Raw genomic sequence first — 12382 nt, 5'->3', positions numbered from 1 at the left:
GGTAACCCCCTCCCGGACCCTCCCTGACAGGGGGAAAGGGGATCGTGGCGAGAAGGCCCCCCTCGCGCAACTGCCGCTCACCGGCTCGGCATCGCGCCCTGTCAAATCAAACGTCCCCCATCAAGCGCTTTTTTTTCACGCTCCCGCTCAACGTCGCGGCAACGCCACCACCCCCTTACCCCAGTTGGGGGGTCCGGGGGCCTCAGGCCCCCGGCCGCCGGAGGCATGCCTCCCCCCTTTTCTCTTGCCCCTGCGACCGCGTCCACTTGGTAGACTGCGGGCGACGTTTGGGCGACAAGACTGGACTGCGGATGCAGCCCCGCTCCCTTAAGAATCGATTGGAAGAGCCGAAGGGATGGCTGAAGACGGCCGGGCGGCCGGGGAGGAAACGATGAAACGCATGCTACTCGTGATCCTGGTCCTGACGCTTAGCCTGGGCAGCCTGCCCAGCCGGGCGGCAGCCTTTGACGAACAGGCCGTGCTGATCTGCGCTTTCCGCCAGGCTCTGGCCATTTTGACCTGCAAGGAGCCGGAAAAGTACAGCTTCCTTGGCATCCGCGACGGCGTCTACGTGTTCAACAGCCACTATGCCAAAGGGTTCGCCGACTTCTACGTCCAGATAAACGGCGATCTGGCCATCTTCTCCAGCCGGGTGTGGCATGGCCGGATGCCGTCCGGGCGCATCATCCGGGACACCACTGCCGGCTGCATCACCGTGGCCATTGATCCCCTGCCCTGCTCCGCCTTCAAGACCGCCCGCTGCTGCGGCAGCCAGTAGATCGCCAAGCGGCAAACCCTCGCAACCCCGGCCGCCGGCGGCGTTGGCTGGTCCATGGGCCAGCCGACGCCGCCGGAAACACCGACGGCATCAGGATGCGCCGCCCAGGGCTGTGGCGGCCGTGTTGCCGCTGGTCGACGAGCTCGAACTCTCTTCATTCTGGAGCGCCTCGGCGTAGGCGGTCTGGAGTTGGGCCAATTCGTTTTGCAATTCCATCTTCTGCGTCTTTTTCTCGTCCTCGGAAAGCTGCTCGCTATCAAGCTGCTCAATTTCCTTTTGTAGCTGCTCGATCTGATCCTTGAGTTCGTCCGAGGTGGTGGTGTCTGTTTCGTCCTCCGAATCACTGCTGCTGGCCGAGCCGGAGCCCTTGGCCCCGCCGCTGCCCTGGGCCGAGGCGGTGGACTCGGCGGCGCTCGAACCGGCGGCAGCAGTGGTCGTGGACGTGGCGGAGGCTTCCTCGGTCGTGGCCGTGGTCGCCGAGGCGGCGGTGGTCGCGGCGTTGCTGGCCGTCTGGCCCGTGCCCAGACTGTAGGCCAGGGCTTTGCCCTCGTCCGAGATGGTCACGGTGTCGCCGGAAGCGGACGTGCTCGAAGACGAGCCGCCCGAGGTCGTTTTGGCGGTGGCCGTGAGGCCCGAACTGGCAGAGGTGAGCGACTGGGAGGTGTTCGCATACAGTGTCAGGGACGTATCAATGGCTGCCATGGCAACCTCCTTTTGTATGAGCACCTATCGGACGACATTTCTGATTGTTTAGGACAGAAATAAAAAAAATAGCGACAATAATTTTTTATGAATTCTGTATCTTTTGCAAACAAAAGGCGTCACATTCTTTTGCACTGCAAATAAATAATGGCAGAGCGCACAGTACTGTACACTCTGCCATCGTATATTTTGTCAACTTCCTGTCGGCTCTTGGCCGACATAGTTCCCCAGAGCCTCGGGCGCTGCTTTTCTCTCCGGAGGCTCTGCCTTCTATACGAAAAGACGCCGGCCGAAGACAACCGGTTACAGAAATAACGGCACAAAAGGGGACGTTGGGAGAAAAAGGGGCACGGCGAAACCGGCGGCCCGGGGCAGGGAAGAACGTCAGGCCGGCGGCCCGGCCACGGACGTCAGACCGGAGAGCAGCCGCAGCCGCCGTCCAAGGCCTCCCGGAGCAGCTGCAGGGCCGCGTCCTTGTCCACCGGGCGCGAGAACATGAAGCCCTGCGCCTTGTCGCAATCGGCAAAGCGCAGTTTGTCGAGCTGGTCCTGATGCTCGACCCCCTCGGCAATGACGGTCAGGCCCAGGCTGCGGGCCAGGGCGATGATGGATTTGACGATTTCCTGGCTCTCGCCGTTGCAGTCGTCGCCGCTGATAAAGGACCGGTCGATCTTCAGGTGGTCGATGGGCAGCTGGCGCAGATAGGACAGGGAGGAATAGCCGGTGCCGAAGTCGTCGATGGCGATCTTGACTCCGAGCTTCTTTAAGCGGTTGAGTTCCCCGGCCGTGTGCTGGGCGTCGTGCATGAGCACCGACTCGGTGATCTCAAGCTTGAGGCAGGCCGGGTCCAATCCGGTTTCGGCCAGCACCCCGGACACATGTTCCACCAGCCCGTCCTTGACGAACTGGCGGCAGGACACGTTGACGCTGACCGAAAGCGCCCCGGCCTCGGGCATCGTAAGCTGCCAGGACCGCAGCTGGCGGCAGGCCTCGGTGATGACGAAACGGCCAAGCGGCAGGATCAGCCCGGTCTCCTCGGCCAGCGGGATAAAGCGCACCGGCGGCACCAGCCCCCGGATGGGATGATCCCAGCGCACCAGGGCCTCAAAACCCTCGATCCGACCGCTTTGGACATCGACAATGGGCTGGTAGTGGAGCAGCAGCTCGCCCCGCTCCAGGGCCGCGCGCAGATCGGCTTCCAGGGTGATGGCCTCAAGGATTTCCTGGTGCATCTGGCGATCAAAGATCATGGAGGTGCGGCCCGATTCCTTGGCCCGGTACATGGCGATGTCGGCGTCGCGCAAAATGTCTTCGGCGCTCGTGTAGTCCAGGGTGCGCAGCACAATGCCGATGCTGGCCCCGGGAGTGACCGTGGAGCCGCACAGGACGCAGGGCCGGCCAAGGACCGTGCCGATGCGTTCGACCACGGTCATGACCTCTTTCTTGGACTTGAGTTCCTCCAGGATGATGGCGAACTCGTCTCCGCCCAGGCGGGCCACGGTGTCCATGGTGCGCACGCAGGACAACAGCCGCCGCGACACTTCGATGAGCAGCTGGTCCCCGGCCTGATGCCCCAGGGTGTCGTTTATGCCCTTGAACTTGTTGAGGTCGATCATGAGCACGGCATACTGGTAGTCGCTGCGGCGTTTGCCGCGCGTCAGCGCCCGGTCCAGGCGGTCGGCAAACAGGCTGCGGTTGGGCAGCCCGGTCAGGGCGTCGTGGAAGGCCTGATGGGTGATCTGCTCCTCAAAGGCCTTGCGCTCGGAGATGTCCTGATACACGTAGACGATGCCCTGGACCCGGCCGCCGATTTCAATGGGAAAGCCGATCATGGACACCGGGATGAGCCGGCCGTCGCGGTGCTGCCGAAACGTCTCGCGCACCAGCGTGTTGCCCGACAAAATGGCGTTTCGGGTGCTCTCGCACTCGCCAAGCAGGTGATCGGGCACGATATAGGTGCGCATGCCGAAACCCTTGATCTCCTCAGCCCTGAAGCCGAAAAGATTTTCAAAGGCGTGGTTGGCGTCCACGATGTTGCGGTGCATGTCGATAAGCGCAATGGCCTGGGGGGAATTGGCAAAAAGCTGGTCGAAATAGGCCCGCTGGGCGGCCAGCTGTTCCTCGGCCCGCTTGCGGTCGGTGATGTCCACCACCGTGCCTTCGTAGTAGACCGCCTCGCCGGAGGCATCGCGCACCACCCGGGCATTTTCGGAAATCCAGATGACGGCCCCGTCTTTTTTCCGGATCTGCGACTCGAAGTTGTGCACCTCGTCATGGGCCGAAAGCCGGCGCACGAAGTCGTCGCGCCGCCTGGGATCGACGTAGAGCTGGTTTTTGATGTCCCGGAAATACTCGGTCATCTCGGCCACGGATACAAAGCCGTAGATGCGGGCCAGGGTGCGATTGGCCTCCAGATAGCGGCCGCCGGGGGTGGTCTGAAAGATGCCCTCGACGGCATTTTCAAAGATGGAGCGGTACTTGCGCTCGGCCGCGTCGAGCTGTTCCTCGGCCCGGCGACGCCCGGAAATATCCCGAAAAATCACGCAGGAGATGGTCTTGCCGCCGCTGTCCCCCACCGGAAACTGGGACAGGCTCACATCCACCGTGCCGCCGTCGTGGGCGCCCCAGCGGGTTTCCCGCAAAAAGGCCGCGCCGGACAGACTCCAGACCTCGCCCCCCCCGTCGCCGTCCCTGTCCACGGCCGGACGCACCACCGCCCGCAGATCCCGCCCGACAACCTCGGCCGCGTCCACGCCAAAGAGGGCCTCAAAGGCGGCATTGACTGCAAGCACGATACCGTCGGCATCGCGCAAGAGGGCTGCGTTGGGAGAGCATTGGAAGATGCGCTGGTGGACGTCTTCCGGGACATCGGGGAGCAGCCCCGGGGAATGCATGGCCATACTGTCGCCCCTGGTAAAGATGCGGGAGCTTTGCAACAAGGACGTTTGATTGTCAACATCCTGAAATATTGGAATTAAATTATAGAACAAAACAGTTTTGCTACACTTTTGTCAATGATCGTACCCGGTTGCCCTGGCGAGAAACGGCCAGACCGGCCGCCGAGCGGGCAAAAGGAATATTCAACATTGACGGGCGAAAATCAGGGGGTATAACGGGGATGCTGTGAAATCCTCTTCCATGGGGAACAGGACGTCACCGCCGCGCGTTTGCTGGCGGCGCGCCAACCGGCGCGGCAAAACATGAAGGAGGCTTTTATGAAGAGTCGTCTCATCTTCCCACTGTTTGCGCTCGCGTTTGTGTCCGCCTTGTTCTTTGCCTGTACCGCTGCGGCCCAGGCCACGCCGCCAGCCATGAAACAGGCTCCGATGACGCAGCCCATGGGAACCCAGGCCATGGCGATGGGCCTGAGCTCGCAACAGCGGGCCATCCTGGCCGAGGCCTGGACCCTGACCCCCCAGCGGACGGCCAGGACGGGGTTCACGGGGTTGCCGCTTCGCAACTGTGAAGGGACCTACTGCGGCGAGCTGGCCAAAATGCCCAGCTGCACCCCGGTGGACATCCTGGTCGACGACCGGGAAGGCTGGGCTTTGGTGCACGTGCCAAGCATCAACCTGTACGGCTGGGTCAACACGAACAACATTTTCTAGACCGCCGGCCCGCCCCGGTCCGGGCAGAGCAGACAACGGCCGGAACAACGCCGCCTCGGGCGGCGTTGTTCCGGACCCCGATCCGATTTGACCTCGCCAGCCTATTCCCGTAAAATTCCCGTTTTCCTGCGGCCGGCCTCCGGCCGTGCCCAATCCTGTCTCCACGAGGTCCAGCCATGCCCGCACGCGACGCGGAAGAGTCGGCCAAATCCGCCCCGGCCCCGGCCCGGGACTTCATCCGTCAGATCGTCGACGAGGACAACCGCACCGGCAAATGGGGCGGCCGCGTCCATACCCGTTTTCCGCCCGAACCCAACGGCTACCTGCACATCGGCCACGCCAAGTCCATCTGCCTCAATTTCGGGCTGGCCCGGGACTTCGGGGGCATGTGCAACCTGCGCTTTGACGACACCAATCCGGCCAAGGAAGAAGTGGAATACGTCGACGCCATCAAGGACGACGTGCGCTGGCTCGGCTTTTCCTGGGACGACCGGATGTTTTATGCCTCGGACTATTTCGAGAAGCTCTACGCCTTTGCCGAGCAGCTCATCGAAAAGGGTCTGGCCTACGTCGACGACCTCTCCCAGGAGGAAATCCGGGCCTACCGCGGCACATTGACCGAGGTCGGCAAAAACAGCCCCTACCGGGACCGCGCCCCGGCCGAAAACCTCGACCTCTTCCGGCGGATGCGGGCCGGCGAATTTCCCGACGGGGCCAAGGTGCTGCGGGCGAAAATCGACATGCAAAGCCCCAACGTGGTGCTGCGCGACCCGGTCATCTACCGCATCAAGCATGTGGAGCACCACCGCACGGGCAACGCCTGGTGCATCTATCCCATGTACGACTACACCCACTGCATTTCCGACGCCCTGGAAGGCATCACCCATTCCATCTGCTCGCTGGAATTCGAGAACAACCGGCCGCTCTATGACTGGGTGCTTAACAACCTGCCGGTGCCCGGCCATCCGCAGCAGATCGAATTTGCCCGGCTCAACCTGTCCTATACCGTGCTCAGCAAACGCAAGCTCATCCAGCTGGTCACGGAAAAGGCGGTATCCGGCTGGGACGACCCCCGCCTGCCGACCTTAAGCGGCATCCGCCGCCGGGGGTACACCCCCGAAGCCATGCGGGATTTCTGCGAGCGCATCGGCGTGTCCAAGGCCGACAGCCAGGTGGACATGGCCCTTTTGGAACACTGCCTGCGCGAGGATTTAAACCGCCGGGCCAAGCGGCTCATGGCCGTGCTGCGGCCGCTCAAGCTCGTCATCGAGAACTATCCCGAGGGCAAGGTGGAGGACATCCACTTCCCCTACCACCCCGAGGACGAGTCCATGGGGGCGCGCACCGTGCCCTTTACCCGCGAGCTCTATGTCGAACGCGACGACTTCATGGAAACGCCGGCCAAGAAATGGTTCCGGCTGGCCCCGGGGGCCGAGGTCCGCCTGCGCCACGCCTACTACGTGACCTGCACCGCGGTGATCAAAGACCCGGCCACCGGCGAGGTGACGGAACTGCGCTGCACCCACGACCCGGCCACCAAGGGCGGCTGGTCCGACGACGGCCGCAAGGTCAAGGGCACCATCCACTGGGTTTCGGCCGCCCATGCCCTGCCGGCCGAGGTGCGCCTCTACGACCGGCTTTTCACCAAGGAAAACCCGTCCGAGGGCAAAGGCGATTTCAAGGACTCGCTCAACCCCGATTCCCTTGAGGTCATCGAAAACGCGCTCATCGAACCGGCTCTGGCCGACATTGCCGTCGGCGAAAACGTCCAGTTCGAGCGGCTGGGTTACTTCTGCGTGGACAGGGATTCGACCGCGGCCAAGCGGGTGTTCAACCGCTCGGTGGCGCTCAAGGATTCCTGGACCAAGGGCGGCCGGTAAAAGGATTTGAACGCCCCGGCCGCCCGCCCTTCAGGGGCCGGGGCGGGCGGCGGCCAGCCGAACGAGACAGAACACTGCGCGCATCCATCAATGCGCGCGGTGTTTTCGCGTCTGAGGCGCACGGGGGAAAAGATTGGCAACGGTCGCCCAGCCCAGCCGGCCCAGTCGCTTCAGGGAAGCCCAGGGGACCGGTCTGGCCAGGCGTCGCGCCCCCGGCGCCGCAAATGAAAAAGGACTTCCGGGTCGCCATCCCTGAAGTCCTTTTTCTAAAATTGTGTCTGAAGAGGAAGGATATTTCCTTTTTAGCAAGAGCCGGGCCAATAGGGAAAACTCTCCTCCAATCGTAAAAAAACAAGATGTTCCAGTGAGTTAAAAACAGCGTCCGATGTCCTCAGACCCCGTGTGCGTCGGCGTCGGAGTACAGAATATTGTACCGGCCGAACCAGGCCGCCAAAGCGGGTACAAGATTTTGCACAATCCACTGCCGCACCGGATGCACCCTCTGGCAAAAGATACGGGCCGGGTATAGTGTGGACCCTGGATAACGCCCGGGAATCCCCCCGCACCCTCTAACCCACAGAGAAATTCTATGCGTCCGATTCTTCTCGCCACTGGCTGTCTCGTGGCCGTCTGCCTGATCGCCGCCTGTACGCCCAAGCCGGTAACCGATTCGGAATTTCGGGGCTTCTGCTATACCTCCGAGGGAGGGCGGAGCAACTCGTGCGACACCATCAACATCTGCAACACGTACGATTCCCAGGCTATTTCGGTCAAACATACATCCCGTAAAGCCTGCGTTGACGCTTGCGCCGCCACAAGCAACGCGCTGACCGGCCCCAATCAGTTCAACGGCTGCATGCCAACCATTGGCGTCGGACTCGCCTGGTGCACCAAATACTGCAACAGCAACTACGCCGAGTGACCCTTTGCGTCCGGACACCTCCAAAGGCATGGCGGACTGGCGCCGGCGCAGGCCCCGGGCGTTTGAGGTTTGTCGACAACCCTGGCCACAATATAAAAAAGTGTATCGCCCGACTGGACGGTCACGGCTGACAGCGTCGGACAATTCATAGGCAACCGCTTAAAATGACTTGTCATATATGGAATTCACCGCCCCAACGCCCGTTTGGCGCGCGACGTGCAAAGACCATCCCTGATTTTTCGGGGAGGACCACGTTATGTCGCTTGAAAGTGCCAAGGCCTTTGTCGCCCGCCTGCATGAGGACCCGCAATTTCGCTGGGCCCTTGGCGAATGCAAAAACAAGTGGGAACGCCGCCGTTTCGTCATCCTGGAAGGCTATCGGTTCAGCCCGGCCGAACTGGTCTGCGCCACCAGCCCGGCCGGCCAGGCCTCGCCTGAACGGGCCGCAGTCATCGACCGGGTGCGCCGGCAGCACGGCGACGCCTCGTACGCCTTCATGTAGCCGCCCAGGCGACCGGACATGAACGCCTCTGGTCGCCTCCCTGTCCAGCCCCGGCCCCTGGCCGCAACGGCCGTGCGCGGCTCAGGCCGCAGGCCCGGCCCTGTTCGCCTGCTGGGGATACTGCTGTGGCTGCCGTGGCTGCTGTGCCTCGGGGGCACGCCGGTCCAGGCCGCGCCCCGGACGCCGCCAGGCATCGATATCCGCTCCCGGCTGACCGAGGCCGAACAGGCCTACCTGGACGCCCATCCGGTGTTGCGCGTGGGCGTGTCCAACGGCCAGACGCCCTTCCAAAGCATCGTGCGCGCCCCCGACGGCACGCCCCGCTTCCAGGGATTGGCCGCCGACTATCTCGATGTCCTGTCCGCCATGCTCGAGGTGACCTTCAGCCCGGCCTTTGACATCACCTTCACCCGCGCCCTGGAGATGGCCCAGACCGGCGGCATCGACCTGTTTGCCTGCATCACCGACACCCCCTCCCGCCGGACCTTTTTGCACCTGACCCGGCCCTATGCCAGCCATCCCTACGTCATGATCGCCCGGTCCGGCCCGGATATGGCCTGGAACCTGGCCGATCTGGCCGGCCGGACCGTGGCCGTGGCCCCCACGTTTTTTGCCTACGAACGCCTGCAAAACGAACGCCCCGATCTGGGGGCGCAATTCGATTTCAAACGCAACGCCATTGAGGCCGTGACCGCCGTGGCCAATGGCCAGGCTGACGCCTGTTTTCTCAATCTCGTGGCGGCAACAGGCATCATCCGGGAACACGGCTTTGACAATCTGCGCATCGTCGCCACCATGCCCTGGCCCGACAACGCCATCTGCATGGGCTCGCCCGACGCCGTACTGGCCTCCATCCTGCAAAAAGCCCTGGACGCCATCCCCCAGGAACGCAAAACCGCCCTGGCCGCCCGCTGGTTCGACGCGGCGACTTTTCCCGGACAATCCCCGAAACGGCTGCCCGGGCGCTGGCTCCTGGTCGGCGCTCTGGCCGGACTGCTGGTGAGCGCGGTCTGGTGGTGGCGACGCCGCCTGCGCACCGAGGTGGCCCGGCGAAAAGCCACCGAGTACGACCTCAACCAGCACCGGGAAATGCTTGAAGCCGTGCTCAACGCCACAAGCGACGCCATCATGGTCCTCGACGAATCCTACCACGTGGTCATGATCAACAAAACCGGGGCCGAGCGTTTCGGGCTGGCCGTCGAATCCATGCTGGGCCGGGGCATCCTGGAACTGACCGACGCGCCCGTGGCCGCCGCCCGGCGCGAGCGCTACCGCAACGTGCAGGAAACCGGCCTGCCCGAGCGCTTCACCGACAAACGCGCCGGACATATCTACGAAAACACCGTCTATCCCATACCGACGGCCCCCGGCGGCAAACTGCGTCTGGCCATCTACGCCCGGGACGTCACCGAACAGCTGGCCGCCGATCAGGCCCTGCGCCAGAGCCAGGAACGCCTGGCCAACATTTTCCGCCTCTCCCCGGTGGTGGTCACCATCAGCACCCTGGCCGAGGGCCGTTATCTCGACGTCAACGAGGCGTTTTACACCATCTCCGGGTATGCCCGCAGCGACGTCATCGACCGCACCCCCGGGGAACTGGGCCTGTGGCTCAATCCGACCGACCGGGACCGCATCACCCAGGCCATCGAACGTGACGGGCAGGTGCGCAACATGGAACTGCGGCTGCGGATGCGCAGCGGCCAGCTGGGCACGGTCCTGTTGTCGTGCACGCCCATGGAGGCCTACGGCGAGGCCTGCCTGCTGTCCGTGATCGTGGACATCACCGGCCGCAAAACCATGGAAGAGGCCCTGCGCCTGGCCAAGGATTCGGCCGAAGCGGCCAATCAGGCCAAGAGCCGCTTCCTGTCCACCATGAGCCACGAAATCCGAACCCCCATGAACACCATCCTCGGCATGGTGGATGTCTTGCGCGACACGCCGCTCTCCTCCCGGCAGCAGGACTTCCTGCGCACCCTGGAAGTGGCCGGCGAATCCCTCATGGCTCTTTTGACCGACATTCTCGAACTGTCCAAGATCGAGTCCGGCGTCCTGGAACTGACCCGGGAAGCCTATGATCCGGTCGAACTGTTGCACCACGCCGCCGCCCTCCTCACTCCCCAGGCCACGGCCAAGGGCCTGGTCGTGCGCGTCGAATCCGCCCCGGACGTGCCCAGGGAGGCCTGGGGCGACCCGGGGCGCATCAGCCAGATCCTGGTCAATCTGGCCGGCAATGCCGTGAAATTCACCGCCAAGGGCGAAGTGGTCCTGCGCCTGTCCGTGCTGCCGGCCCGGCTGGCCCGGGAGGATCTGCTCTTTTGCGTGTCCGACACCGGCATCGGCATCGCTTCGGAAAAACGCGAAGCCATTTTCAAGCCCTTCACCCAGGCCGACTCCTCCACCACCCGGGCCTACGGCGGCACGGGACTGGGGCTGGCCATCTGTTCCCTGCTGGTCGACGGCATGGACGGCCGGTTGTGGGTGGAATCCACGGCCGGGGCCGGCAGCGCGTTTTACTGCGCCCTGCCTCGCGACGCCCGCAGACACAATGAGCCGCCCGCCCAGCTGCTCCAGACCATTTCCGCCCGTCAGGCCCGCCCGGCGGCGACCGATCGGCGCAGCCTGCTCATTGTCGAGGACAGCGAACCCAATCGCCTGTTGTATGAAGCCTTTCTGGAAGGCCTGCCCCTGGCCGTCACCTACGCCCATACCGGCGCCCAGGCCCTGGAACGACTCGAGACCGCCCAATTTGACGCCGTGATCATGGATATCCAGCTGCCCGACATCGACGGGATCACCGTCATTGAGGAGCTCCGCCGGCGTGAAGCCGCCGCCGGACGCCCCACCACCCCGATCATGGTGGTCACCGCCTTTGCCTTCCGCGAAGAAAGCGGTCGGGCCGCCGCCGCCGGGGCCGCCGTCCTGCTCACCAAGCCCATCCAGAAAGGACCGTTCCTGGACGGGCTGGCCGGTCTCTTTGCGCCGGATGACCACGGAACAGCGGCCTCCGATACAGCTGCATGGACAATGCCCGGCAATTCGCAGTAAGAGGAGTAATGGGCAATGGCCCACTGCCAAGGAGGCATGACAATGGCTGCAAAGACACCCCCCGCCGAGGCCATGGCCGCAGAACTGCGCGAACTCATCCGCCATGCCGGCGTCCTGGTCGACGCCACGGCTGAAGAAGCCGACGAACGCGTCCAGAAGGCCCGCGAACTTTTGGGGAAACGGCTGGAGGCCGCCAAGAGCAAATACGCCGACCTGGACGACATCCTCGATGCCAAAATCCAGGCTGCCGATCGCATCATCCACGAAAAACCCTACCATGCCGTGGGCGGCTCGTTTCTCTTCGGGCTGCTGCTTGGCTGGTTCATGAGCCGCAAGTAGCGTGGCCGACACGTTTGCCGCCCTCTCGGAGCTGATGGGCACGGCCGGGCGCATGGCCGGGCTGGCCTTGGATATCGCCGCAGACCGCCTGGAACTGTTGGGGCTTGAGGCCCGCGAGGTGAAAATCCGCCTCGTCCAACTGATGCTGCTGGCGTTTTTGGGCGCAGCCCTGTTTCTGATGGGCCTGGCCCTGGCCATCCTGGCCGTGTTCCTGGCCCTGCCGCCCCAGTGGCGTCTCGCTGTGGCGGCGGGAGGGGGCGCGGCGCTGCTTGTGGCCGGGGCGCTGACCCTTTTTGCCCTGCGCCGCCGGCTGGCCCGGCTGCCCCTGGCCTTTTCCCAATCCGTGGAGGAACTGAAAAAGGACCGGGCATGTTTCTAGACGGACAACTGCGCGCCCTGGCCGACAAACGCCGGGCCATTGCCCTGCGGGGAGAGCTCTCCCGCCGATTGGCGCGCCTGGAAGCGAGTCTTGGCCGCGCGGCCTTCTCCCGCAGCCTCAACAACCTGACCCTGGGCCTGGGGATCGCCCGCTGGTTTGTTGCCCGGATCCGCGGGCGCTGACCGGCGTCCAAACCCTGCCCCCTTCGGGGCATGAGGACGGCAAGA

Annotated in this window: 11 protein-coding genes; 9 read left to right on the top strand and 2 right to left on the bottom strand. The window is 63.9% G+C overall.

Going from position 1 to position 12382, the window contains the following annotated elements:
* Positions 1 to 391 precede the first annotated feature (391 nt).
* Positions 392 to 778, top strand: a complete 387-nt coding sequence (locus NY78_RS19425; RefSeq protein ID WP_043639890.1) for a hypothetical protein — start codon at positions 392 to 394, stop codon at positions 776 to 778.
* A 90-nt stretch (positions 779 to 868) separates the two neighbouring features.
* On the opposite strand, the gene NY78_RS19420 is transcribed toward NY78_RS19425, so the two are convergent.
* Together NY78_RS19420 and NY78_RS19415 are read right to left on the bottom strand one after the other, a co-directional pair.
* Complete coding sequence (locus NY78_RS19420; RefSeq protein ID WP_043639862.1) at positions 869 to 1480, bottom strand: hypothetical protein; 612 nt, start codon at positions 1478 to 1480, stop codon at positions 869 to 871.
* 410 nt (positions 1481 to 1890) lie between these two features.
* Positions 1891 to 4380, bottom strand: a complete 2490-nt coding sequence (locus NY78_RS19415) for a sensor domain-containing protein (RefSeq protein WP_043639859.1) — start codon at positions 4378 to 4380, stop codon at positions 1891 to 1893.
* Positions 4381 to 4695: 315 nt separating this feature from the next.
* Here NY78_RS19415 and NY78_RS19410 point away from each other — a divergent pair, with 315 nt between their 5' ends.
* The 8 genes from NY78_RS19410 (at position 4696) to NY78_RS19375 (ending at position 12337) form a co-directional block, all read left to right on the top strand.
* On the top strand, positions 4696 to 5088 hold the full coding sequence (locus NY78_RS19410) for a hypothetical protein (protein ID WP_043639857.1): 393 nt from the start codon (positions 4696 to 4698) through the stop codon (positions 5086 to 5088).
* Positions 5089 to 5264: 176 nt separating this feature from the next.
* Positions 5265 to 6968, top strand: a complete 1704-nt coding sequence (locus NY78_RS19405) for a glutamine--tRNA ligase/YqeY domain fusion protein (protein ID WP_043639854.1) — start codon at positions 5265 to 5267, stop codon at positions 6966 to 6968.
* Between the two features lie 589 nt (positions 6969 to 7557).
* Positions 7558 to 7890 (top strand): hypothetical protein, encoded by a 333-nt coding sequence (locus tag NY78_RS19400; protein ID WP_053062275.1) that lies wholly within the window; start codon positions 7558 to 7560, stop codon positions 7888 to 7890.
* A 256-nt stretch (positions 7891 to 8146) separates the two neighbouring features.
* Positions 8147 to 8392, top strand: coding sequence for a Nif11-like leader peptide family natural product precursor (locus tag NY78_RS19395; RefSeq protein WP_043639851.1), 246 nt, complete (start codon positions 8147 to 8149; stop codon positions 8390 to 8392).
* Positions 8393 to 8410: 18 nt separating this feature from the next.
* Entirely contained in the window at positions 8411 to 11437 is a 3027-nt protein-coding gene (locus tag NY78_RS23275; RefSeq protein WP_053062274.1) for a PAS domain S-box protein, read from the top strand.
* A gap of 42 nt (positions 11438 to 11479) precedes the next feature.
* Positions 11480 to 11776: a DUF883 family protein gene (locus tag NY78_RS19385; protein WP_043639849.1), complete on the top strand. Its 297-nt coding sequence runs from the start codon at positions 11480 to 11482 to the stop codon at positions 11774 to 11776.
* A gap of 1 nt (position 11777) precedes the next feature.
* A complete protein-coding gene (locus NY78_RS19380) occupies positions 11778 to 12155 on the top strand; it encodes a phage holin family protein (RefSeq protein WP_082140110.1) in 378 nt (125 codons plus the stop codon).
* The gene (locus tag NY78_RS19375; RefSeq protein ID WP_043639847.1) at positions 12146 to 12337 is read left to right on the top strand and encodes a hypothetical protein; all 192 of its coding nucleotides are present in this window, start codon (positions 12146 to 12148) and stop codon (positions 12335 to 12337) included. Before NY78_RS19380 ends, NY78_RS19375 begins: the two co-directional genes overlap by 10 nt.
* The last annotated feature ends 45 nt before the right edge of the window (positions 12338 to 12382 follow it).

Origin of the sequence: Desulfovibrio sp. TomC (genome assembly GCF_000801335.2) — a bacterium.
Lineage (GTDB): Bacteria > Desulfobacterota > Desulfovibrionia > Desulfovibrionales > Desulfovibrionaceae > Solidesulfovibrio.
This window is presented reverse-complemented; position numbering and strand designations above follow the sequence as displayed.